Source organism: Paenibacillus sp. FSL F4-0125, assembly GCF_038008565.1.
Lineage (GTDB): Bacteria > Bacillota > Bacilli > Paenibacillales > Paenibacillaceae > Paenibacillus_AQ.
Genome location: NZ_JBBOZJ010000001.1, coordinates 3,353,012 through 3,376,570, shown reverse-complemented (window position 1 = coordinate 3,376,570; position 23,559 = coordinate 3,353,012). Strand labels below are relative to the sequence as shown.

At 41.2% G+C, this 23,559-nt stretch carries 21 protein-coding genes; 6 read left to right on the top strand and 15 right to left on the bottom strand.

Annotated elements, in window-relative coordinates; all coding sequences use genetic code 11:
• Positions 1-62: 62 nt before the first annotated feature.
• From NST74_RS14845 to NST74_RS14835, 3 genes are all read right to left on the bottom strand, one after another.
• On the bottom strand, positions 63-971 hold the full coding sequence (locus tag NST74_RS14845) for a hypothetical protein (protein ID WP_341112884.1): 909 nt from the start codon (positions 969-971) through the stop codon (positions 63-65).
• Positions 968-1,525 (bottom strand): RNA polymerase sigma factor, encoded by a 558-nt coding sequence (locus NST74_RS14840; protein ID WP_341112882.1) that lies wholly within the window; start codon positions 1,523-1,525, stop codon positions 968-970. Before NST74_RS14840 ends, NST74_RS14845 begins: the two co-directional genes overlap by 4 nt.
• 736 nt (positions 1,526-2,261) lie before the next feature.
• Entirely contained in the window at positions 2,262-3,137 is an 876-nt protein-coding gene (locus NST74_RS14835) for an alpha/beta fold hydrolase (RefSeq protein ID WP_341112879.1), read from the bottom strand.
• Between the two features lie 156 nt (positions 3,138-3,293).
• Here NST74_RS14835 and NST74_RS14830 point away from each other — a divergent pair, with 156 nt between their 5' ends.
• Positions 3,294-3,992 (top strand): MerR family DNA-binding transcriptional regulator, encoded by a 699-nt coding sequence (locus tag NST74_RS14830; protein ID WP_341112877.1) that lies wholly within the window; start codon positions 3,294-3,296, stop codon positions 3,990-3,992.
• A 137-nt stretch (positions 3,993-4,129) separates the two neighbouring features.
• On the opposite strand, the gene NST74_RS14825 is transcribed toward NST74_RS14830, so the two are convergent.
• Complete coding sequence (locus NST74_RS14825; RefSeq protein WP_341112874.1) at positions 4,130-4,483, bottom strand: VOC family protein; 354 nt, start codon at positions 4,481-4,483, stop codon at positions 4,130-4,132.
• Between the two features lie 40 nt (positions 4,484-4,523).
• Positions 4,524-5,357 carry a phosphotransferase gene (locus tag NST74_RS14820; RefSeq protein ID WP_341112873.1) on the bottom strand — a complete coding sequence of 278 codons (834 nt, stop codon included), beginning with the start codon at positions 5,355-5,357 and terminating at the stop codon, positions 4,524-4,526.
• Between the two features lie 221 nt (positions 5,358-5,578).
• Here NST74_RS14820 and NST74_RS14815 point away from each other — a divergent pair, with 221 nt between their 5' ends.
• Positions 5,579-8,689, top strand: a complete 3,111-nt coding sequence (locus NST74_RS14815) for an ATP-binding protein (protein WP_341112871.1) — start codon at positions 5,579-5,581, stop codon at positions 8,687-8,689.
• A gap of 57 nt (positions 8,690-8,746) precedes the next feature.
• On the opposite strand, the gene NST74_RS14810 is transcribed toward NST74_RS14815, so the two are convergent.
• The 5 genes from NST74_RS14810 to NST74_RS14790 form a co-directional block, all read right to left on the bottom strand.
• A complete protein-coding gene (locus NST74_RS14810) occupies positions 8,747-9,541 on the bottom strand; it encodes an SDR family NAD(P)-dependent oxidoreductase (protein WP_341112869.1) in 795 nt (264 codons plus the stop codon).
• A 90-nt stretch (positions 9,542-9,631) separates the two neighbouring features.
• Positions 9,632-10,660, bottom strand: coding sequence for an AraC family transcriptional regulator (locus tag NST74_RS14805; RefSeq protein WP_341112868.1), 1,029 nt, complete (start codon positions 10,658-10,660; stop codon positions 9,632-9,634).
• Positions 10,661-10,779: 119 nt separating this feature from the next.
• A complete protein-coding gene (locus NST74_RS14800) occupies positions 10,780-11,730 on the bottom strand; it encodes an LLM class flavin-dependent oxidoreductase (protein ID WP_341112867.1) in 951 nt (316 codons plus the stop codon).
• On the bottom strand, positions 11,711-12,073 hold the full coding sequence (locus NST74_RS14795; RefSeq protein WP_341112865.1) for a hypothetical protein: 363 nt from the start codon (positions 12,071-12,073) through the stop codon (positions 11,711-11,713). Before NST74_RS14795 ends, NST74_RS14800 begins: the two co-directional genes overlap by 20 nt.
• A gap of 55 nt (positions 12,074-12,128) precedes the next feature.
• On the bottom strand, positions 12,129-12,578 hold the full coding sequence (locus NST74_RS14790) for an OsmC family protein (RefSeq protein WP_076121648.1): 450 nt from the start codon (positions 12,576-12,578) through the stop codon (positions 12,129-12,131).
• A 152-nt stretch (positions 12,579-12,730) separates the two neighbouring features.
• Between NST74_RS14790 and NST74_RS14785 the strand changes: the two genes are divergently transcribed.
• The 3 genes from NST74_RS14785 to NST74_RS14775 all read left to right on the top strand — a co-directional run bounded on the left by NST74_RS14785 (position 12,731) and on the right by NST74_RS14775 (position 15,654).
• Positions 12,731-13,216 (top strand): nucleoside deaminase, encoded by a 486-nt coding sequence (locus NST74_RS14785; protein ID WP_076121649.1) that lies wholly within the window; start codon positions 12,731-12,733, stop codon positions 13,214-13,216.
• A gap of 270 nt (positions 13,217-13,486) precedes the next feature.
• Positions 13,487-14,461 carry a glycoside hydrolase family 43 protein gene (locus tag NST74_RS14780; protein ID WP_341112863.1) on the top strand — a complete coding sequence of 325 codons (975 nt, stop codon included), beginning with the start codon at positions 13,487-13,489 and terminating at the stop codon, positions 14,459-14,461.
• Positions 14,462-14,511: 50 nt separating this feature from the next.
• A complete protein-coding gene (locus tag NST74_RS14775) occupies positions 14,512-15,654 on the top strand; it encodes a glycosyl hydrolase family 8 (protein ID WP_341112861.1) in 1,143 nt (380 codons plus the stop codon).
• An 85-nt stretch (positions 15,655-15,739) separates the two neighbouring features.
• Here the strand turns inward: NST74_RS14775 and araA are convergent, their stop codons facing one another.
• From araA to NST74_RS14760, 3 genes are read right to left on the bottom strand one after another with little or no spacing between them, the layout of a single operon-like run.
• Positions 15,740-17,164: an L-arabinose isomerase gene (gene araA, locus NST74_RS14770; RefSeq protein ID WP_341112860.1), complete on the bottom strand. Its 1,425-nt coding sequence runs from the start codon at positions 17,162-17,164 to the stop codon at positions 15,740-15,742.
• A 37-nt stretch (positions 17,165-17,201) separates the two neighbouring features.
• Positions 17,202-17,897, bottom strand: a complete 696-nt coding sequence (locus NST74_RS14765) for an L-ribulose-5-phosphate 4-epimerase (RefSeq protein WP_042127722.1) — start codon at positions 17,895-17,897, stop codon at positions 17,202-17,204.
• Positions 17,898-17,913: 16 nt separating this feature from the next.
• Positions 17,914-19,521 carry a xylulokinase gene (locus NST74_RS14760; protein ID WP_341112858.1) on the bottom strand — a complete coding sequence of 536 codons (1,608 nt, stop codon included), beginning with the start codon at positions 19,519-19,521 and terminating at the stop codon, positions 17,914-17,916.
• 313 nt (positions 19,522-19,834) lie between these two features.
• Here NST74_RS14760 and NST74_RS14755 point away from each other — a divergent pair, with 313 nt between their 5' ends.
• Positions 19,835-20,917, top strand: a complete 1,083-nt coding sequence (locus NST74_RS14755; RefSeq protein WP_341112856.1) for a GntR family transcriptional regulator — start codon at positions 19,835-19,837, stop codon at positions 20,915-20,917.
• 134 nt (positions 20,918-21,051) lie between these two features.
• On the opposite strand, the gene NST74_RS14750 is transcribed toward NST74_RS14755, so the two are convergent.
• Together NST74_RS14750 and NST74_RS14745 are read right to left on the bottom strand one after the other, a co-directional pair.
• Positions 21,052-22,080 carry a polysaccharide deacetylase family protein gene (locus NST74_RS14750; protein ID WP_445668195.1) on the bottom strand — a complete coding sequence of 343 codons (1,029 nt, stop codon included), beginning with the start codon at positions 22,078-22,080 and terminating at the stop codon, positions 21,052-21,054.
• A gap of 133 nt (positions 22,081-22,213) precedes the next feature.
• On the bottom strand, positions 22,214-23,332 hold the full coding sequence (locus tag NST74_RS14745) for a glycoside hydrolase family 11 protein (RefSeq protein WP_341112851.1): 1,119 nt from the start codon (positions 23,330-23,332) through the stop codon (positions 22,214-22,216).
• Between the last annotated feature and the right edge of the window lie 227 nt (positions 23,333-23,559).

Genomic DNA, 23,559 nt, shown 5'->3' with positions numbered 1-23,559 from the left:
GATCCGATGCCTTTGTTTTAACTTGTTAGAAATCGTTACTTTTTTATTAAGTCTTCTTAAGGTTAGTAAAGAGGCAACATATCTTGTGTAAGCCCGGAAAAAAGTTCTCCGTATTGATCAAAGAATAGATCAGGCAATTGATAGTAAGCATCTCCCATAGATACGACTTTTAATTCAGGAATGATATACATGCCCATATAGGTTCCATCGTTAAGATTGAACTTTAGCTGATACGATTTTCCTTGGGACTGCGCCTGGGCAATAGCTTCGTATTCTTTATTGCTTAAATCAGCTGTTTTTGCGCTATAGAGCCCATCAATGAAAGATTCCACAGAAACATGATCCGTCATTTTCTTTAACACGTCATTCCCCACATGATTAAGAACATGAATTTCTTTGGCATGCTCTTTTAGATTAGACATATCTAGATATTCCTTAGATGTCATTATAGAATCGTTTGTCTTCGCCACGATTTCTGCCAAATAATAATGTCCCTCATACTTAACAGCAATACGAAATTGGGATGGGTACGTCGGGATTTCATATAGCTTACCTCCGACTGCGAACGTAGCCGCATAATCCTTTTCTACATCTTTACTTCCATCGTCCTTCCCGATCTCTTGGTTGATATCAAAATCTATGCTTCCAAGTGACTTTTCAGGCTTCATTCCTGTGAACTTAAACTGAGCACCATCACCCACGAATGCATAACGAAATCCATTGTAATTTATAATCTTTCGAACTCCGTTGGGAGCTGAAACTGGCGTTTGCTGCGAGATTTGTGGTGAATTAGTAAACGATGGCTTCAAAGGAGATGTGTAAACAGCCACTCCTAACACCAACGCAGCACAAGCGACCAATGTTCCCCACTTCGCAAATGTTCTCTTTTTAGTGCGCCTCGCAGTGTTTGCCTTTTCCACCAGATTACCGTCTACATAACCAATAGTCTTAAATAGATCTTTATTATTCATAGGATATAGCCCTCTTTCATTAGGTATAATTGGAGTTTTTTTCGTGTTCTAAAAAGGATAGATTTCGTATTACTTTCACTTATTGAAAATCGCGTTGCGATATCAGCCAAAGAATCGGAGTACCAGTAACGTCTCAGGAAAATATTCCGATGATCTTCGTTAATTTTCAGAAGGAAATTGCTTATCGATTCAGCCATTTGTTCTTCCTCGTATTGACTTTCAACATTGTCTGGCGAGAATAAACAATCATTTAATTCATCAAGAATCGTATCGAATGTTTTATTCCGCTTTTTGGCCATGTAATAATCGTATTTATTTAATGCGATATTTCGCGTGATCCTCCCCAAAAAAGATGAGAGCTTAGCAGGCGTCTTCGGTGGTATCGCTTCCCACGCTCCCAGAAAGGTATCGTTCACGCATTCTTCCGAATCTTCTAAATTAGACAGAATGTTATGAGCAATCTTGGTACAATAATTTCTATATTTTTTGGATGTTTTTTCTATTGCTGTTTCATTACGCGCAAAGTACAGCTGTATGATTTCACTATCTTCCACTCCATCACTTCCGTTCAGTTTGATTAAGGCCTCACTTATAAAGTAAGAAAAGAAGGGTTTTGGTTGCAAAAAAGTTTTATTCCTATGTAATAGTGCGGGAAATCATTTTATATCTTCATAAGCTTCGACATTCAATGCCAATAATATGACGTGTGATCTTATCCTTTTGATTCTTAAGTCATCTTCATCGACCAAAGTGCCTATAAAAAAAGCCGGGGTACCCTTTAAAGGGCAACACCGGCCAATATATTAAATAAGAACAATAGATGAATTGCAGCACCTTTCTATAGGGAAGTACTGCCCCGATAAGGCAATCGGTCTTCTGTGTGAAGTGACCATTGAACGCAATCAACATACAAAGCATCCACAGCTTCATGATAGAAGCATAACCGCTCCGCAATTTCGTAGACTGACCTTCTTTTTGTTCAAATCATGCTATTCAACCACTAACCGTTTATTGTGTAATTCTAATTTGTAATAGATATCTTTAGCATCTTCTTCCGGTGTACCTGCTCCAACTGGTGGATGGACTACTAAGATATTATTTTCGACACTTGGTAAAGGCTCAGCTTCTCAAAGGATAAATTTTTGCTGGATGGTCGAAAAAACAAGTAATTGGGTAGTTCCATTACTCTACCTTTGGCTATCATCAATAATGTACCCTTTTCCGTTTGCTATTCCGCCCGAATTGATTGATCCTCATTTACAGCTGGGGTAAAAATGCTCAATTTACAGTCTAGTCCGTATTAATTGTTTTTATAAACCAAGGCTTAATCAATGGTAATACCACAGCTGGTTGCATCGCTTTTGTATGATCCATTTGGGTTCCCGTTAGGATTTCAACATCCCAACCTAAATCACACAGCTTCCTCGTATTCTTCTTTAATATCCCAGCAATATCAACGGTAACATTTCCAAAATTCTCACCATATACGATAGTATCATTTTCTCCTGCAAAAGCTAATTTAGGAAGACTAAGCAAATGGTGAATACTACGATCATCAAAAGCAGTGAGGCTTTCGTATAAGGCAACAAATTGAGCTGTTACACGGGTATCCATAGATACCTTGATGTTGTCCCAGTCTATCTCATCTGGATTCTCTGACTCAAAAGAGCTTTTTTCAGCTGCCTCATTTTGATTATTCAAAGCTTGGGTATGTGTTTTGTGAGTTACAATCATCATCTCTTGATAGGGACCATTATAAGGCGGAAAACCTCCCATGACCAAGCTTTCCAGACGATTTGTTCTGACAGCCAATTGTAGTCCAATTAGAGCAAGCCAAGAATAACCATAGTAGCTGAAGTTCTTAACGTTCATTTCATCAGCAATGAGGAGTAAATCCTTCAAAATATGCTCTGCGGTTAAGTTGTCGACTGGATGTTGAAAGAGGTAACCCTCATAATCAAAATAAAGCACTTGAAACGTATCCGCGAGACCTTCAACAAAATGTTCACCTAATTCAGGATCTACGCCCCATAGCTTTAGATTTTCTGCCTCCTGATTGTACACAGATTTTTTAGCGATAGGTAACATAATGGTTGGGCGATCTGAGACACCCGTTAATCCTACTTCTATTGTTGATTGATTTGATAATCGTATATTCTTTTTCAAACGATCCTCTCCTTACTGTTATATAAAAATATCATATAACATTCATGCAATCTTTCGGTTTATCTCATTCTAAGCCTTGATATATCTTGATAAATTAGATTTAATGTTGTTGTAGCACTTGAAGGTTTTACTTTAATGTATGGGGCGATAGCGACTATGGATGATATTTACACACCTACAATGATAGCTAAGAATTTAAATGTAAGTACTACTACGTTAAGAAGATACGAAGATCAAGACTTAGTTCCCGAAGTCCCGAGGACTGCTAGCAATCACAGATGTTACACATCCATCCATGTTCAAGCTTTTATAACGATTCGTGCCCTTTTGCAAGGATATGAGATTCCAGTGGTGTACGATGTGATGAGAAAGATTAAAACCGGGCAAATTGAACATGCACTTTGGACAATCAATCAAGAACAGCATAATACACAATTAGAAAAGCTTAGGTTAGAGGAAGTGTTACGCATATTCCGAAACGCAGATTTGTCAAAATACAAAGATTTAGAGGTAACAAATGCAATGACTATTGGTGAGGTTGCACAAATGGCAGGCGTTAAGCCTTCAGCCATTCGACATTGGGAACATGAAGGCCTTATTACTTCTAACAGAAACAAGGAGAACGGCTATAGGCTCTATAATCTAACGGAATTAAGAAAGATTATACTGATCAGCAGTTTAAGGAAGACCGTGTATTATATCGAGAACATGAAACAACTCCTGAATGAAATAGAGACACAAAACTATAAAAAAGTAGAAATGTCCTTCGAGCTTGCGCTTCAAAAATTAAATAGCCAATTAATGAAGCAGTTTTTAGGGATCGCTGAGGTTATCAAATATGTGAAATACTATTGAGGAAGCTAGATTTTTGAGGGACATAATCACGCTTCCTTAAAATCATTTATAAGTACGCAAAAAATTCCGTCCCTTAAGAGACGGAGTTGATTCCGTTATATTAACAATCTAGATTTCTGTACGCCGTGACCGCTTATCTAATGTCCATGAGCAAGGATATTGATAAGTTTGCCAAATGGATCTCGGACATAGAATCGCCGAACTCCCCAAGGCTCATCAACAGGTCCATATTCTATCGTATATCCAGCAATTTTCATTCGATCAAACACCACATCGACATCATCAACTTCAATCGATAGATCAGGAGTAGGCGTATTGGAGCCGCCTTGTGAGGCAAAGCTTATTTGAATGTTTTGCTTTCCGGGTAAGCCGTATGTTTCAATCCAACCATGATCCATCAATAAATCAAGCTCGAGTACATCCTGGTAAAAGCTTTTTGCTGCCGAAACATTCTGCGTTTTAATATTTGTGACAATTCGTTTTACACTCATTCTCAGACCTCAATTCTAATGGTATACTTTTTAATTTTATTCAATGATCCTGTCCATGAGCGGAATATCCGATTTTTATATCCAATCTTCGAAATGATCTGTTACAAACTGAATCTCTCTCATAGTGGACCAAGTGACCCTCGTCAACCATTTTCTGAAAGGCAGGATTCCCATTGGCGGCACCATTTCTCAACGTATCACACAGTACTATCAAACGTTGTATAATCCATTTTCGCAGATTACTTGGGACGGGAATTCCATAAGCTTCAAAAAACAAATGAATTCGCCGACGTCGCTCTACGGCATGTATTTCATATTGGTATGCTACTGTGGTTCCAGAAGTATGGTCAGGTGCGAAACTCGCAAGTGGAACAGATGTGTACAGGGTGTACGCAATGTCCCATATACGCGGACCTGGGCCTGCCATGTCAAAGTCAATCAGCGCCACAGGAGCCTCTTTTTGAAAAACAATATTATACAACGCTGCGTCATTATGACAGATCACTTCGTGTTCAGCATCGTCGGCATAGCTAAGCTGCCATCTGTCCTCCGTATTGGGCCTAAACCCTGTAGTCGCATCATGGAAACGACGCATAAGATGTTCCAGACCCACAAGCGTTTCGTCCGACCACATATACGGTTCAAGTATTGGATAATTATCCCCTGGAACTTCTCCGGAAATAAATGTCAATATTTCACGACCGGAATCATCGATCCCGAGAAATTTCGGTGCTCCCTCATAGCCCTGTTTTTCCAAATGTTTGAGTAGTTCATGAACATTCGGACTCCAGTAACCCATAGGGCGGCGAACAGTGTTCGCTATACGGACAATATGATTTACATTACCGCCTTTTAACACTTCTTCCTTAGGCATTCGGTTCATTCCTTTTCATTTCAGTGCATTACCTATTGCAGATTTTTGACCTCTTAGCGTTGAAAACTCCCTCTCTAATAATAACAATATTTACAAGTTATTGTTTATAAAGAACAATTATAACTATACTGGCCGTTAAGATCATTGTTGACATTTGCTCATCTTATATAAATAATCTCCTTTTTAGATTTTAGATTAGAATTATTTGCTATAATATTCACATGAAAAATAATACTATTCTACATAAGCTGGCTATCATTCTACTTTTTATCAGCATTCTCTTTGGCATACGCTGCATTTGGATTAGCCTTTTTAAGGTTTCTGACAATGTTCCTGTAATTAGCAATGGGGTACTAGATTTACGGGGGCAGGATCTGAAGAAAGCTAACTTAATCAGACTAGATGGTGAATGGGGCTTCTATCCTTCGCAATTCGTTTCGTCCAAGTCTGCTACGATCCCAAAACCGCCCCAATATCTTCAAGTTCCTGGGAATTGGAGCCAAGCCCTAGGAAGCGAGTACAATTCTTCATATGGATATGGCACTTACCGTCTGCGCATTTTAGTAGATCCACTTCAGCAGCCTGTCGCATTGTGGATCAAACAAATTTATTCCGCCTCTAGTGTGGAAATTAACGGCGCACCTATTCTTCATAATGGGGAAATTGCTCTTAATGCCGATACATATGTACCAAAAACCACCACATTTACAGCATCTTATTTTTCAAAAGACACGGCAGTAATAGATGTTTTTATTCATGTAGCAAACTTTGATCACCCCTATAAAGGTGGTATAAGCGGGCCTATTTACTTTGGCTCTGAGGAAGTGGTTGACCGGACAAATTTTTATACCGTCGGATTTCAAATGCTTACTGCAATCATCCTGCTGCTGCATGGGCTATATGCCTATATTCTGTACTTATTTAACCCTAAAGAACGTGCTCTCTTTCTAGTAGGGTTAATGACATTATCTGTAGCCGTAATCCTTTTAGCCCGAAACGACAACTTAGTTCTTTCATTGCTGCCGATTAATTACACTTGGTCATTAAAAATCCGTTTAATTGCTTTCTTATGGCAAAACCTTTTTATTCTGCTTGTTTTCAGAAAATTCACCTCTGGCGCCGAAGGCAACAAGTGGTTACGTGCTTACACTGGGTGTCTTTTTCTTTATACGTTATTTATATTTATCGTTCCTGCTTATCTGGTCAGTACATCGATTCATTGGGGAATCATTCAGGTGTTTCAGTATATTCCCTTCATCTGGTTGATTTATAGCTTAATTCGCTTATTGTTCAAAAAACAGGATGATAAGGATGTTGTTTTTCTGCTGTTATCAGGTGCGGCGATCGTTTCTAATTTGTTATGGAATTTGTGGGATAGTAAAGGAAACTATTCGATAGTCTACTATCCTTTGGATATTATTGCTGCCATCGTGGGTTTCTCAGCTTATTGGTTTAAAAAGTATTTCCAGAATGCCAAAGAGAACATGGAGCTAAATGAGCAGCTGAAAAAAGCAGACAAACTCAAAGATCAGTTTCTCGCCAATACTTCTCACGAGCTAAGAACACCGCTTCATGGGATTATGAATATCGCGCAAAATATAGTAACGAAGGAAAAGGATAGACTCTACGAGAGTAGCCGGCAGGATATGGAGCTGCTGATTACTATCAGCCGCCGTATGTCACATATGCTTGGCGATTTACTGGATGTTGTCCGTCTTCAGGAGCATCGAGTTATTTTGAAACAGGAGCCTATTTCAGTTCAATCGGTGGTCCCCGGAGTCATTAGCATGCTGCAATATATGATTGAAGGCAAACCCGTACAGTTATCCATGAGCATTCCAGAATCTACGCCACCTGTTCTTGCGGATGAGAAAAGAGTGGTACAAGTACTACTAAATCTAGTCCACAACGCGCTCAAATACACCGAAGTAGGACTTGTTTCAGTGTCAGCTGAGGAAAAAGACGGTCAAGTCTTTATTTATGTGACAGATACCGGAGTAGGCATGACCAAAGAAACTATGGAGCGTGTATTCCTCCCATATGAGCAAGGTCCTCACGGAATAAATGACGGACGTGGGATTGGGCTGGGTTTAAGCATAAGTAGGCAGTTGGTCGAACTACATGGTGGTAGCTTGCGCATACAATCTGAGCCCGGCAAAGGTTCAACTTTCAGTTTTGCTCTTCCCCTTGCTGGTTCATGTAGTGACCAGATAGTAAGGGAGGCTGCACCTATAACGACGTATACAGCTGATGAGATTTATAAACAGATGGCTGACTGGGGGATTTCCGAGCAAGCCAACCATCACGCTGAAAAAATCCCGCCGCTCCTTACAGACGCAAAGGTAAATCTTTTGGTGGTAGATGATGATCCTGTTAATCTGAATGTACTAAAGGGTATTCTCGAAAATGAGCCTTATCTCATTACGACAGTGAACTCAGCCCACGAGGCACTGGATTGGTTAGATAAAAAGAGTTGGGATTTGCTTATAAGTGATGTAATGATGCCACATATGTCAGGATATGAATTAACGCAAAAGGTTCGCGCTCGTTATTCCTTATATGAACTCCCCATACTATTACTGACTGCCCGCAGTCAACCTGAAGATATTTACACTGGATTCTACTCCGGTGCCAATGATTATGTTACCAAGCCGGTGGATGCAGTAGAACTCAAATATCGCATTCGGGCCTTAACAGCGATGAAAATATCCTTTAATGAAAGGGTACGTATTGAAGCAGCTTATCTACAGGCACAGATTCAACCCCATTTTTTGTTCAATACGTTGAACTCTATTGCGGCACTCAGTGATATGGATACTAAAAAGATGCAAGAGCTCATTACTGCTTTTACTTCCTTTTTGCGAATCAGCTTTGACTTTTTAAATATCGGAGAACTTGTGAACCTCTCTCATGAACTAGAGCTGGTAGAATCTTATTTGTATATTGAACAAACGCGATTTGCAGAACGAATATCCGTTGTTTGGCAGGTAGATCCGGATATTGATATCCTGTTACCTCCCCTGTCCATCCAACCCTTGGTAGAAAATGCTGTTAAGCATGGTCTGCTCAAGCGTCAACAGGGTGGTACCGTTTATATTCGGATCACACGTCTGAACAATGCTGTGAAAATCGAAGTGGAGGATAATGGGCAAGGTATGGATCATAGAACGCTCGCGTTGTTGCTGGAACCGACCATGAAAGCTAAAAGTGGCATCGGATTGGCTAATACCCATCGAAGGCTAATGCAATTGTATGGTCAGGGCCTTTCGATTCACAGCAAACAAGGAGAAGGCACTTTGGTATCCTTTGTTATACAGGAGGTTAGCGAATAACTTTTCAAATGAAAAAGCCATTCCTTAAGGAGTGGCTTTTTTCGTACGATATCTACATTAGAAAATAGTTGGTACCATGCCCCCATCCATACGGATCGGAGAACCTTTAAATGCAGAGGCATAGGGACTACATACAAATGTTGCTAGTCTGCCAATTTCATAAGGTTTAATAAATCGCTGTATTTCAGATTGCGGTAAGTTTGTAGTCATGAATTTTTTCTCTTTCTCTGAAAAAGTTAACTCTTCATCTGAGTACATCCCATTAATGATTTGCTGCACATTTTCAGAAAGTGTTGGTCCTGGCATGATAGTATTGACTGTAACTTCTGTTCCTATTGTTAATTTAGATAAGCTTTTTGACAAAGATAATAGCATTGATTTTGTCATTGCATACTGTGGCATTTTCGCTGAGGGCATTATTGCTTCTTCACTGGCGATGAAGATCACTCGACCATAATTGTTGTTTAACATTTTTGGTAAATAAAATTTTGTTAACCCATTTGCAGCAAGAACATTCGTACGGATGTATTTTTCAAATATTACATCGTCAACGTCCTCATAGCTCATAATTTCATAAATCCCCATATTATTAACTAAAATATCGATATTGGGGTATTTAGCAAATAAAGCTTCTCTTTGCTCCAGATCGACAATATCGGCAGTAGCATTCTGCGGAGAAGTTGCCGGGAATTTCGATTTAATTTCATTTACAGTTTGTTCTACCTTTTCATAGTTCCGTCCATTTATGAGTACATTAACTCCTTCGTTGGCAAGTTCAAAGGCGATGGCTTTACCAATACCTTTCGTAGATCCTGTAATTAAGGCTGTCTTATTGTTTAATCCCATATCCATATTTCATTTCTCCTTTTAATACGGCGCTTATTAGTAGTTTCTCAAGAACAGTTCTATGCACCGGCTAGTATTTATACTATCTTACCGGGATTATTCAGTAACTAGTGTCTTGCGCCAAACTTCTTGTTTAACACGCCAATTTGAAGGAGTATCTCCTTCCCAAAGTCGGAAGGCACGGTAGAACGAGTTCTGATCTTCATATCCGATCAAGAAAGCCACCTCTTTAACATCGAGGGAAGGATCTGCTAAATACGCTCGCGCCTGCTCATGTCTAGCTTCTGTCAGTAATTGCTTGAAGCTCGTATTTTCTCCAGTAAGCCTCCGCTGTAAGGTACGAGCACTCATCCTTAGCTCTTTAGCAACGGTTTGAATCTCGGGTTGACCTCCGCTAAGGCAACGTTTCATTATCCATTTGACCCTTTCAGTTATTGAGTGACTGCTCTGTTGTTCAGCAAGTGTCCGATCTAAAACGGGAGTCAGAATCTCTAGCAACTCTTCGTTATACGAGATAAAGGGCAGCTCCAAATCACTTCGTCGTAGTGTTAAGCGGTTAGTCTCAGCACCGATCTGAATTCGACAGCCGAAATAAGCTTCAAGAACCTGTAAATTCCCTATGGGTTGTGAAAATTCTACAAACTGTGCTGTTATAGGTATACCAGTTCCCCGCCGCCCAAGCTCCACTAAAAACGCCAGAGTAAGGCCAAGCAGCAGAGGTGGACCGGAATACTCGGGATGCTGCCAATTTAATTCGATTGTACACAACTCTCCCTCCTCGATGATATGCAAGCTTTCTGGAGGGCACATTCGTTTATAGCGCACCATTCGGTTTAGAGCGTCACGATAATCTTTAGCATGATAAGTGGCTAAGACAGTCGGCGGATATTGTGTGGTTTCAAAAACAGTTGCTAGCTTGATAATTCCTTCAGCAGTATCTCCAATGAGATCAGAATATGCCTGCCAGATAGCGAAATATTGGGCTGTGGTGACTTCTGACTCTGTGATAAGGCTCAGCGGAAGACTTGCTTTACTGGCTATATCTTGGGCGGTTATCCCTAATTGAATTAATCCTGTCCAAAATCCGGGAGGGATTTTAATGGAGTCAGAGGTATGAGACTGCATCTATATGTACCTCCTTTTAACATAATCGAATGATTAAAGGGCTACCCCTCGGCAGCCCTCTCATGATATATCACTAGTTTCCCGTTAGCATAGCAAGAAAAAGATCTCTTACTTATTCATTAGTTAGCGTTCAAGCAAGCACGGGCAAGCAGCTCAAACGAATGCAGCCGTTTCTCATAGTCTGGAATCATAGTAACGATAATGAATTCATCAATTCCATACAAACGAGATAAGTGTTCCAGCTTTTCTTTAATACTTTGAGGAGTGCCTATCAGCAGCTTACGATCCAAGAGCTTGGACCTCTCTTCGGCTGAACCTTCTTGTTGGAACAATGTCATACCCGATGAGGCAAGTCGTTCTGCCTCCTCCTCTGTCTCGGCGCAAATCACGCCAACAGCAACAATTGCCCGCGGAACAGATGAATTTGAAGTAGGAGCAAAAGCTTCTCGATAAGCCTGCAAAATCTCCTCCCCAGGTACATCGCTCATGAATTGTCCAAACACATAGCCTGCTCCAAACTCAGCAGCATATGCCGCACTCTTCTTGTTCGTACCTAGAAGCCACAACTCTGGTGATTCAGGCGGGATCGGGCGGGCGGTTATCTGACGTCCTTCATAGGAATAATTCCCCTGTAATAACTCGGTGACTCCCTTAAGCAGCTCCGGCATTTTCCAGACATTTTCGAGAAAATTCCCGCTAAGCGCTAAGCTAACTTCAGCAGCACCGCCTGGAGCCCGGCCCAACCCAAGGTCGATGCGCCCCGGATACAAACTGGCCAGCAAATGAAAAGACTCTACCACCTTTAGCGGCTTATAGTGTGGCAGCAATAACGCTCCCGAGCCGATGCGGATATGCTGTGTTTTCGCTCCAATATGCGATAAAAGCACTTCTGTCGCTGTACACGCTAAGCCCGGCATATCATGATGTTCGGCAACCCAATACCGGGTATATCCCAGTCTTTCAGCTGTTTGAGCCAGTTTCACTGCTTGTCCCAACGCAAAACTTGCATCCACATTATCAAATACAGGCACGAGATCCAATACGCTAAGTTTAATCGATGTCGCTGTCATGGCTACATCCTTCTCTAGGGTTCCTATAAAATTCAATCATATCGATAAAAGTAACCTTGTAATTACCGGTAACCGCAGCGAGATCATACATTTGTCCATCGCTGTCTTCTTTGGACGCGAATACAATATCATGCCGCAGCTTGTCCATAATCATTTTGCCGATGAACTGGTGCTCGTACTCTGCATATTTCTTTTTGAACTCTTCATTAAATTCCCACAGGTCTTGGTAAGATCGTTCAAGCATTGCATTTACCAAAGTCAGTTCTTTGCCCTCATTTTGTACCGCTACGTAATAATTCCCTCGTTCATCCTTGATTAAGTCCTTATACAACTCAACGTTCAAAGTTAACGTCTCCTCTCTGATTACCTAACGGATAAATGTCCTGTAGAACTTATCCTTACAAGCTTGAAGTCAGTACTGTTGGCTCTGTAGTAATTTGTACGTTTCCTGCTACAGCTCTGGAGATCATACAGGAGTCTTCTGCTTTGTGGGCAATACGAATTGCTTTTTCAATATCGTCCTCTGACGCATCTTTAGTAAGTGTGATGATAGGTGAATGCTTGATCGCTTCATATGTAAAAATATTATTGGTTACATCCACTGTCGCCTCTGACGTTAACGTCAGGCTGGAAGTCGTAAGCCCTGATCGCTCCATCATAGCTGCAAGTGTAATGAGATAGCAGGTTGCCGCGGCGCCCAGAAGCATTTCATCCGGATTCGTTCCAACTCCGGGTCCTCCCATTTCCTTCGGAATGGAGATTTGAGTCTTGAGCTGGCCCGCTTCAATTGTTCCGTCACTGTTACGACCGCCGTTCCATACTGCATTTAAAATAAATGGGTGCTTCATTTCTAGATGTCCTCCCTATGTTTATCATGCTGGAATTTATTTTTCATCTGATACTTTACATGCTAACATAGAAGAATGAAGCGAACAAACAGGATCAAGTCTAGTTGTTAAGCAAGTTTCTCAATAAATTAAAGTCAGGAGGCTCTATCATCATGATCAACGAAACGGATATCAAACATCTCAAGCGCTGTATTGAAATTGCCCAATCTGCTCTCGAAGCTGGGGACGAGCCTTTCGGCTCCATCCTGGTTTCAGCAAGTGGAGAAGTCTTGGCTGAAGACAGCAACCATGTAGGCGGTGGTGATCATACTCAGCACCCGGAATTCGCATTGGCCCGCTGGGCGGCTCAAAATATGTCACTGGAAGAACGCAATCAGGCTACTGTGTATACTTCGGGAGAGCATTGCCCTATGTGCGCAGCGGCTCATGGTTGGGTTCAATTAGGACGAATTGTATATGCGAGCTCTTCGCAACAATTATCACAGTGGTTAAGCGATATGGGCGTTGCAGCATCACCCGTCCGTAATTTGAGTATTCAAGAGGTTATCCATGATGCGGTCGTAGATGGCCCTGTACCGGATCTGGCAGAGCAAGTATGGGAACTTCATCGGCAATTCCACGGAAAAAGACAACCATAGACTTTATCAGAATTCATCAGTTGATTCTCATATAAAAAAAGAACCTTTTAATAAAGGTTCTTTTTTATATCCTAATTCGTTTTATTATTCTTAATTATTTCACTGAATCAGTCAGGGAAATTAGTATTTTGAACATGAGGCGATTCGACAATGTCAATAAAGAAACATCTAAACTTTGTGGGGTATAAACTATAGTTGCTATATATACAGAGTCCTAAAGTTCTTATACCATTAAATTTGTAAGCGATTAACTTTATAGGAGGAAATGACTTGACAAAGCCAGTGCAACCTAATGAACCTCTCGTAACTCATATTTATACTGCGGATCCTTCCGCTCATGTATTTGAAGGCAAGATTTATATTTATCCTTCTCATGACCTGGATCACGATATGATCTCTAATGACAACGGAGACCAATACAATATGGAGGATTACCATGTTCTATCTATTGATGGAGATGGTTCCCCTTGTATTGACCATGGTGAAGTGCTTCACGTAAAGGATGTTCCATGGGCTAAGCAGCAAATGTGGGCTCCGGATGCAGCATACAAAAACAATACCTACTATTTGTTTTTCCCAGCCAGAGACCATGACGATATTTTCCGAATCGGGGTTGCCACCTCAGCGTCACCTTCCGGACCATTTACACCTGAACCGAACTATATTCCCGGCAGTTATAGCATTGATCCCGCCGTTTTCGTTGATGATGACGGAAAATCGTATATATACTTTGGTGGTCTTTGGGGAGGACAACTTGAAAAATGGCAAACCGGCTCATTTGTTGCGGATGCCGAGGGACCGGTTGAAACAGCACCAGCTCTTGGACCTATCGTAGCTGAGCTGAGCGAGGACATGCTAAGCTTTGATGGTGAGCCTAGAGAAATATCTATCATCGATGCAAATGGAAATCCGATTCTTGCAGGAGATGAAGAGAAAAGATATTTTGAAGGTCCATGGGTACATAAATATAACGGTTATTATTATCTTTCTTATTCCACGGGTACTACCCATAATATTGTATACGCTATCAGTAAAGATCCGCTTGGGCCTTATGTATATCAAGGAAAAATACTTTCACCAGTACTAGGCTGGACTACACACCATTCTATTGTTCAGTTTAAAGAGAAATGGTATTTATTTTATCATGATAGTTCTTTGTCTGGAGGTGCTGACAACAAGCGTTCTGTAAAATATACAGAGCTAAAATACAATGATGACGGCACCATTCAAACCATCCATCCTTAGTTTTATATTGAAAAGGGCTGCATACTGTAGTTCACAGGAGGGGAAATAAGATGCCAATGACACAACAAGGTGCTTATTATACGGGCGAATATCGCAATTTTTTTAAGGAGATTGGCTTTTCTGAAGATGAAATCAATACTAAACTCGAAGAAACTTGGAATGATTTATTTTACGGAGATCCGAACGTACGAATCTACTATCCGCAAGACGAGGATAAAAGCTATATTCTAGATACAGGTAATCTAGATGTTCGGTCCGAAGGTATGTCCTACGGGATGATGATGGCCGTTCAAATGAATAAAAAAGATGAGTTTGATCGTTTATGGAACTTCTCCAAGACGTTTATGCAGCACAAAGAAGGTCGTTATGCCGATTACTTTGCTTGGCACTGCAAGCCTGACGGTACAAGGATTTCTCAGGGACCTGCACCGGATGGAGAAGAGTTTTTCGCCATGGCTCTGTTTTTTGCCTCAAAACGTTGGGGGAACGGTCCGGAACCTTATAATTATTCTGAGCAAGCCCGAACGATATTGCATGCTTGTGTACATAAAACAGAAACAGGAGCTGGCGACTCCATGTGGGACGCGGAAACGAAATTGATCAAGTTCGTACCGGAATCTACCTTCAGTGATCCGTCTTACCATCTCCCCCATTTCTATGATTTGTTCTCACTGTGGGCTGATGAAGATGACCGTATATTTTGGCGTGAAGCGGCGGAAGCCAGCCGCGCATATCTTCACACTGCATGCCATCCTATAACTGGCCTTGCTCCCGAATATGCTAATTTTAACGGCACTCCGGCAGAACCCCAGCCTCATGGTGATTTTAGCCATTTTTTCAGCGATGCTTACCGGGTTACAGCCAATATCGGTCTGGATTGGGCTTGGTTCCAAAAAGACATTTGGCAGGTAGAACAATGCAATCGGATTCAGGATTTTTTCAGGAATATCGAAGTTTCCGATTACCGGCGTTATACCATTGAGGGACAGCCATTCGACGAACTGGCACTGCATCCGACAGGTCTTTTAGCGACCAATGCTATGGCTTCCCTTGCTTCTAATGGACCGGAGGCAGAGCATTTTATACGTTTGTTTTGGGATACACCATTGCGTACTGGACTTCGTCGTTATTATGACAACTGTCTGTACTTCTTTAGTTTACTGGCTTTAAGTGGAAATTACCGAATTTATTGAAGGAATGATAAGATGATTTTCACGCAAAAAAGAACCTTATTCATAAGGTTCTTTTTTTGCTTTTTAACATTCAGGTGCTCTGAAATTATTTAATAACTACATATTCCAAATTCACAAGTTTTGCGTAAGCAATAATTTGGTCTGTTGTAAGTGTCAATGAAACAACGGTGTGGTGACCGCCGCCATTTTCGATCCAAGCTTTAACCCCGTCTTGGAAGTTTGGTTTAACATTCCAAAGCACACGAGCTACTGGAAGGTTTGGAGCTGGAACCGTTGGTTCAAAGGCAGTAACCTCATTGATCAAAAGTTTGTAATGAGTGCCAAAGTCAGCCATGGAAACTACTACACCGTCTCCTGCTTTACCGTCAAACACTAAACGGGCTGGATCGTCTTTACCACCAATACCTAGTGGAGACACGATGATTTTTGGTTTGTTGCTTGCCAAAGTAGGATCTACTTCTAGCATATGGGATTGAAGAATAGATTCTTGTCCAACCGTCAATTCATAAGTGTAATCTTCCATAAAGCCAGTGGATTGGTTATGGCTCATCACTTTTAGCAAGCGGTCAAGTGCTGCTGTCTTCCAATCGCCTTCCCCAGCAAAACCATAACCTTGCGCCATCAGACGTTGAACAGCTAGTCCTGGAAGTTGTTTCATGCCATGCAAATCTTCGAAGTTCGATGTGAAGGCATTGTAGCCACTCTGATCAAGGAAACGTTTAATAGCGATTTCATAGCTTGCTTGAACTCTTACACTAGCTTCCCAAGCTTCTTTGCTGTTAGTACCATAATCAAATTCATACAGCTCTGCATATTCAGCGAACAAGGCGTCGATTTCTTCTTCTTTAACTTCATTGATGATTTGTACAAGATCACCAATACCGAAGTAGTCCACAGTCCAGCCAAATTGAATTTGGGCTTCAACTTTATCTCCTTCAGTAACACCAACGTTACGCATGTTGTCTCCAAAACGGGCAACCTTGATGTTAAAGCTTTCGTTGTAAGCAACAGCTACGTCCATCCATGCTGCAATTTGCTTTTGAACTTCAGGACGTTCCCAATAACCTACAACCACTTTATTTTGTTTGTTCAATCGTGCATTAATGAAACCATATTCACGGTCACCATGGGCCGCCTGGTTAAGGTTCATGAAATCCATATCAATGGTTGCCCAAGGAATACTTTCATTATATTGCGTAGCCAGATGAAGCAATGGCTTTTGCAGCATTTTTGTTCCGCGAATCCACATTTTTGCAGGCGAGAATGTATGCATCCAAGTGATAACACCGGCAACCTCGTCACGGTAGTTAACTTCTTTCATGATGTTTGTGATTTTATCTGCGCTGACAGCCAAATCCTGCAATACTAGTGGGTATGGCAAAATTCCGCTTTTATTCAAAGCATCTGTCATTGTTTGTGCGTGTGCTTTAACTTCAGCCAATGCTTCTTCACCATAAAGATGTTGTGAACCTACGACGAACCAAAATTCTTTTGCTACTGCTGTTGACATATACATCCTCTTTTCGTTTTTCAATAGATTTGTTTAGTTATTTTTGTCCGTAATAAGCGTCTTTTCCATGTTTGCGCAAGTAATGTTTATCTAAAATACGTTGTGGCAATTCCTCGGCAAAATGGTTCAGCTCTCTTGCAAATAAATTCATTTTGGATACTTCATCCAAGACAACGCTGTTCATTACCGCCGATTTTGCATCTTTTCCCCAAGTAAAGGGTCCGTGTCCTTTAAGTAAAACACCAGGAACCGCCATAATATCTATTCCGCGTTGTTCAAAGGTCTCGATGATTACATTACCTGTTTCGGCTTCATACCCCCGATCGATTTCCTCTTGCGTCAAGAACCTAGCACAAGGAATGGAACCATAGAAGGTATCTGCATGCGTCGTTCCCATAACAGGAACATCCAGTCCTGCTTGAGCCCAGATAGTTGCCCAAGTGGAATGTGTATGCACAATCCCGCCGATTTCGGAGTAATGCTTGTAAAGCACTGCGTGAGTAGGTGTATCGGATGAAGGTCTCATATCACCTTCAACCACATTACCATCGAGATCAACAACGACCATGTCACTGGCTTTCATTGTGTCGTAGCCTACACCACTTGGTTTGATTACGAATAAACCAGTTTCACGATCAATCGCACTCACATTTCCCCATGTATATTTAATAAGACCTTGTTTCGGTAATTCTAGATTGGCTTGAAAAACCTCTTCTTTAAGCTGCTCTAACATCTTGCTCCCTCCATTCTTACACTAAATTGTCGACGGCGGACTGTTCAATTGCCAGACCTTTTTTATATCGTTCAATAAAGGTATCAAACCCTTTAATGTCTGCAGCGTCTGGATGAATTTCTTCACCCTTTACATCTTTGAACACTTTTTGATCGAGGAAGTCTTCTAAGCTCTCTTCCCCATTCTTGTTCATCATGTAAGAGGCGAGAATAGCCATGCCCCATGCACCGCCTTCCCCAGCGGTCGTCATTACGGAAACTGGTACATTTATTGATGCAGCCATCATTTTTTGGCCCACTACCGGAGTCTTAAATAAACCACCGTGACCTAAAATACTATCAATGGCAACATTCTCTTCCTTCATCAAAATGTCCATTCCGATTCTTAAAGCTCCAAATGCAGTAAACAAATGTGTTCGCATAAAATTAGCCAGATTGAATTTGCTTTCCGGCGAGCGGACAAATAGTGGACGGCCTTCATCAAGCCCGGTAATATTCTCACCTGAGAGATAACCGTAGCTGAGTAATCCACCGCCATCTGGGTCCGCTTCCAATGCTTTATTTAGAAGCACGCTGTACAATTTATTGGAATCAACTTTGTGTCCCATTGCTTCATAGAACTCGCGGAATAATCCGAGCCAGGCGTTGAGGTCACTTGAACAGTTATTCGCATGAACCATGCCAACTGGACTTCCGTTCGGAGTAGTAACCATATCGATTTCTGGATACACCTTGGAAAGTTCTTTTTCTAACACGATCATGGCAAAAACAGAAGTTCCTACTGAGACATTCCCGGTGCGTTTTCTCACGCTATTCGTAGCAACCATCCCGGTTCCGGCATCTCCTTCTGGAGGGCTAAGCGGAATACCTGCTTGTAAATGCAACGATGGATCCAGAATTTTAGCTCCCGTTTCAGTTAAAACACCTGCTTGCTCCCCTGCAACATACACCTTAGGAAGTAGTTCACTTGTCTTCCACGAATAACCTTTGCTCGCAACAAGTTCATCGAACTGCTGCATCATGGATGCGTTATAATTTCCTGTGGATTCATCAATTGGGAACATACCCGATGCATCCCCAACACCAAGTGCTTTATTTCCAGTTAATAGCCAATGAATGTATCCTGCTAGCGTAGTAACATAACGAATTTGTGGCACATGTTCTTCTTCATTCAAAATCGCCTGATAAAGATGAGCAATGCTCCAGCGTTCTGGAATATTAAACCCAAACAGTTCAGTCAATGCTTTAGCTGCTGTACCCGTTGTAGCATTACGCCAAGTCCGGAATGGAACCAGCAGTTTATTTTGTTCGTCAAAAGCCATGTATCCATGCATCATTGCAGAAAAACCGATTGAACCAACTGTTTGAAGGGTAATTCCGTAATTCCGTGCAACTTCTTCCTTCATTTCGCGGTAGGCGTCTTGCAGGCCTTTCATAATATCTTCCAAGTTGTACGTCCAAAAGCCGTCCTTCAACTGATTTTCCCATTCGTAACTTCCAGAAGCGATCGTTTGAAAGCTAAGATCAATAAGTACAACTTTGATACGCGTGGACCCAAATTCAATACCAAGCGAAGTTTCTCCCTTATTAATCGCTTGTTCGATGCTTAATCGATTCGATATCACGTTTGTCACCTCTCTGATAGCGCTTTTTTAAAAGGTCATGATAAGAATTAGCTTTCTTAATTGACAGCTATAGTATAATTTTTTGTACGTACATTTGTCAATTGAATAGTTATATATACATACAAATATGGAGATAATAATGATTTAACTCTATATTATGTAGCGTATTACGCTTTATAAATTCTATATTTTTACAAATATCCATATAAAAAGAGCCCCTTTCTATTTATTTCGCAGTCATGCTATAATTTGTACATACAAATTTACCGAATTAACGAAAAACTTAGCGAACAAGTATGGAAAGAGGAATTACATGAAACCTAAGTATCAAGTGATCATAGATGATATTAAAAGTAAAATCCTATCAGGAGATTACAACGTAGGAGAACAAATCCCAACTGAATCTGCATTACAATCGATGTACGAAGTTAGCAGACAAACTGTTCGAAAAGCTATTTTAGAACTATCCAACGAAGGCTTCCTGCGAAGCGAAAAAGGCTCTGGCACATATGTCAGCAATCAATATCGATCAAAGAACAGCGGGAGTTCTCATAAGAAGACGATCGGTGTAATCACGACTTACATATCAGACTATATATTTCCCTCCATTATCCGCGGGATCGAAAGCCGAATGAATGAGGATAATTATTCTCTTCTATTGGCTAGTACGAATAACGATGTTGCGCAAGAAAAAAAAGCGCTGGAAATGATGCTGTCCTACGGCGTAGATGGTTTAATTATTGAACCGACTAAAAGTAATCTATATAACCCAAATATTGCTTACTACTTGTCGTTTAAAGAGCAGGATATTCCTATTATTATGATCAATGCTTTTTATGAAGAAATAGAACTGCCATATCTTTGTCTTGATGATGTGCAGTCCAGCTATCTGGCAACAAGAGAATTAATAACCAAAGGACACACCCAGATAGGGCTTATTGCAAAAATGGATGATTTGCAGGGGAAATATCGGATGAAAGGCTATATTAAAGCGCTCGAAGAAGCTAAATTACGGTTTTATCCAGAACAGATTTTTTCATTTAACACGGAGACAAAACAGACGCTTTCTACTGATTTAAAGGTTTTTCTAAATAAAAATAGAGAGACGCTTACTGCTATTGTTTGTTATAACGACGAAGTCGGATTGGAAGTAGTCCATGCCTGCAGACAACTGGATATCACTATTCCCGAGGAATTATCGATTATTGGACAAGACAATTCTTATATCGCTAAGAACGCGAACATCAAACTAACCACTTTGACACACCCGCAAGAAACTATGGGACGAGATGCAGCGGATTGGGTCATTAAGAAACTGCAAGGTAAAAAAGACCTGCCCAACAACACTTATTATCAGCCTGTGTTAATTGAAGGTGAAACTGTTGTTGAGAGATAGTTATAATTTAAATAGATAAATAAATTTTTTCGTATATACAAGACAAGCAACCCACCATTCATGGCTGGTAGGTTGCTTTTTTCATTTTGTCACTACATTAAGCAGTCCGTCACCAATTTCTGTGTTTGAAATATTTAATTGATTTCCAGATAATCAAGATAAGCATCCCATGTCCCGTTATCAGTAGTTACAATGAGCTGGATCTCTTGATTTCCGGTTCCATGACTGACATTGTTTAGTGTATAAACGGCGGGACTGCTTCCCCCGAAGTAAAAGGTCCCCTTGGTCACTCCCCCGATTTTCAAATCGACCCTCGCCATATTAGAGTTATTCGAAGCCCCGCGGAGTGAAAAATTATGGGTACCGCTCGTAAAATTCTGTGTGTATTTCACTAAATCATTATTGGCATATAAACCAACTCCGGAGAATGGTGAGCTTATATTGGAGGTATACTGACCGCCTTTGGTCATATTCTCAGCTTCCAATTTTGTCCTTGTTCCCGGATTTGGTGTAGAAGTTGGCGTTGGTGTCGGAGTTGGCGTCGTACCCCCGCTATCAGGTGCGACTGCCCTGCCTGTGCTCGTCGAGATCATGCCTGAACAAAGACCACGGTTCTTGAGATTCTGTGCAATCTGTGGAATCGCCTGTACCGTAGTTTGGTACTGATCATGCATGAGGATTACGTCACCATTTTGCATTGTGCCAACAGCATTTACAATTTGGGCCGTAGTGGCACCATTCCAGTCCTGGGAGTCAACGTTCCATAATACTTCAGTGAGACCGTTTTGCGCCTCGATGGACTTTAAAGTTGCATTAGTCTCGCCATATGGCGGACGGAACAACTTCGGAGCCGTGCCTGTTATAGACTGTAGTGTCGTTTGCGTGTTAGTAACTTCTGACGAAATTTGTGAGGCTGACAATTGGGTCAAATGCGGATGAGACCAGGAATGGTTCCCAATCCACATGCCTGCTGTCTTCTGCTGGTTCACTAGGGACGGATTATTCTGGGCATTTTGTCCAAGATTGAAGAATGTTGCACGTAAGCCGTTTTGTTGTAGTGCATTAAGTAGTGTTACAGTGTTGTTAGGGTTGGGACCATCGTCATAGGTTAACGCTACATAACCGTTCGAGCAATCGGCCGCGAGCGCCTTATCACTAGTCATCGTCAATGAGCCCGTGAATAAGAATACGACTAGCGACGCGATGGACGTCCATTTTATTATGTTGCCTCTAAACATCCTGTTAGCCCTCCTCGCAACTTTACCTTTTCAAATCTTCCATTACTAATACGTCATATTAATTAATTTCCAGATAATCGAGATAAGCATCCCATGTCCCGTTATCAGCTGTTACGACAAGCTCGATCTCTTGATTTCCGGTGCCATGACTGACATTGCTTAGCGTATAGACGGCGGGACTGCTTCCCCCAAAGTAAAAGGTGCCCTTGGTTACTCCACCGATTTTCAAATCGACCCTCGCCATATTGGAGTTATTTGAAGCCCCGCGGAGTGAAAAATTATGGGTACCGCTCGTAAAATTCTGTGTGTATTTCACTAAATCATTATTGGCGTATAAAGCAACTCCATAGAAAGGTGAGTTAATATTGGAGGTATACTGACCGGCTTTGGTCATATTCTCAGCTTCCAATTTTGTGCTTGTTCCCGGATTTGGTGTAGGGGTTGGGTTTGGCGATGATGTCGGACTAGGCGTTGCAGTCGGATTTGCACCTCCGATCGTAATTGTATTGCTAGTCACGGTAGCTGATCCACTACTTTGGTAACCCTCTACCGTAAGCGATGTTTCATACATCTTCCCCATTGACATTCCTCTGCTCTCCCACGCTTTGAAGTGTTCGCTAACAGATATGGTTCCGCTTGTACGTTTGGTCGTCCGGACACTCCAATATTGTTTAAAGGTTGCTGTGCCTTTTATTGAAGGTTGGTTGACTCTGGTAGTCTCATAGATGTCATATGTTCCGCCATCAACGGTAATGGTTCCTTTAGACGTTCCACCAGGTGGACGCCAGCTACCCCAGCTATCAACAATGTAATATTCGATTAGTGGATCAACGGTCCATCCGTAGACACATAAATATGAATTACCGTTTGGTTGGTAGTTGGCACTGTAGTCAACAGTTATGTTTCCAATTTGCTGGTGTGTCTGGGTCTCATCGAATTTCTTACCTTTACGAAACAAAGCATTTCCGATGTTGCTCCATTGAGCACTGAATGTACCTCCACTATCGAGAGTCATGCTCGTGGTACCGGAATCCTTCCATAGTTCATAGTAGTAGCCGTCTTGGGTGCCGGTTTGATTAGATGTGATTGTTGTTGCAGCATTTACGCTTACTGCTGGCAATGCAAGCATAAAACAGATAATCATTACTAAAAATAAACGCATTCTCTTTGGTTTCATTTGCATTCCTCCTTTTAATTATGCTGCATTTAATCTTACTTCGATGCTGTGCAACCCGTCCCAATAACCTCCTTTTTATTCCAATTTTTATAATGTAAGCGGAAACAATTAGATTCTAACATTGTCCTAATTTTTTCATATGTATAAACTAAAGGTTATACCGTGAAAAGTTTAGATCTTTTGTAGTTGAAAATAAACAAAAAATAAATAAGCTGCTTGCGGAAGAG

Excerpts from the sequence above, each read along its gene's own strand:
- NST74_RS14845 (WP_341112884.1), bottom strand. The coding sequence starts at position 971 with ATGAATAATAAAGATCTATTTAAGACTATTGGTTATGTAGACGGTAAT.
- NST74_RS14830 (WP_341112877.1), top strand. The coding sequence starts at position 3,294 with ATGGATGATATTTACACACCTACAATGATAGCTAAGAATTTAAATGTA.
- NST74_RS14825 (WP_341112874.1), bottom strand. The coding sequence starts at position 4,483 with ATGAGTGTAAAACGAATTGTCACAAATATTAAAACGCAGAATGTTTCG.
- NST74_RS14820 (WP_341112873.1), bottom strand. The coding sequence starts at position 5,357 with ATGCCTAAGGAAGAAGTGTTAAAAGGCGGTAATGTAAATCATATTGTC.
- NST74_RS14815 (WP_341112871.1), top strand. The coding sequence starts at position 5,579 with ATGAAAAATAATACTATTCTACATAAGCTGGCTATCATTCTACTTTTT.
- NST74_RS14810 (WP_341112869.1), bottom strand. The coding sequence starts at position 9,541 with ATGGATATGGGATTAAACAATAAGACAGCCTTAATTACAGGATCTACG.
- NST74_RS14805 (WP_341112868.1), bottom strand. The coding sequence starts at position 10,660 with ATGCAGTCTCATACCTCTGACTCCATTAAAATCCCTCCCGGATTTTGG.
- NST74_RS14800 (WP_341112867.1), bottom strand. The coding sequence starts at position 11,730 with ATGACAGCGACATCGATTAAACTTAGCGTATTGGATCTCGTGCCTGTA.
- NST74_RS14790 (WP_076121648.1), bottom strand. The coding sequence starts at position 12,578 with ATGAAGCACCCATTTATTTTAAATGCAGTATGGAACGGCGGTCGTAAC.
- NST74_RS14785 (WP_076121649.1), top strand. The coding sequence starts at position 12,731 with ATGATCAACGAAACGGATATCAAACATCTCAAGCGCTGTATTGAAATT.
- NST74_RS14775 (WP_341112861.1), top strand. The coding sequence starts at position 14,512 with ATGCCAATGACACAACAAGGTGCTTATTATACGGGCGAATATCGCAAT.
- araA (WP_341112860.1), bottom strand. The coding sequence starts at position 17,164 with ATGTCAACAGCAGTAGCAAAAGAATTTTGGTTCGTCGTAGGTTCACAA.
- NST74_RS14765 (WP_042127722.1), bottom strand. The coding sequence starts at position 17,897 with ATGTTAGAGCAGCTTAAAGAAGAGGTTTTTCAAGCCAATCTAGAATTA.
- NST74_RS14755 (WP_341112856.1), top strand. The coding sequence starts at position 19,835 with ATGAAACCTAAGTATCAAGTGATCATAGATGATATTAAAAGTAAAATC.
- NST74_RS14750 (WP_445668195.1), bottom strand. The coding sequence starts at position 22,080 with ATGACTAGTGATAAGGCGCTCGCGGCCGATTGCTCGAACGGTTATGTA.
- NST74_RS14745 (WP_341112851.1), bottom strand. The coding sequence starts at position 23,332 with ATGAAACCAAAGAGAATGCGTTTATTTTTAGTAATGATTATCTGTTTT.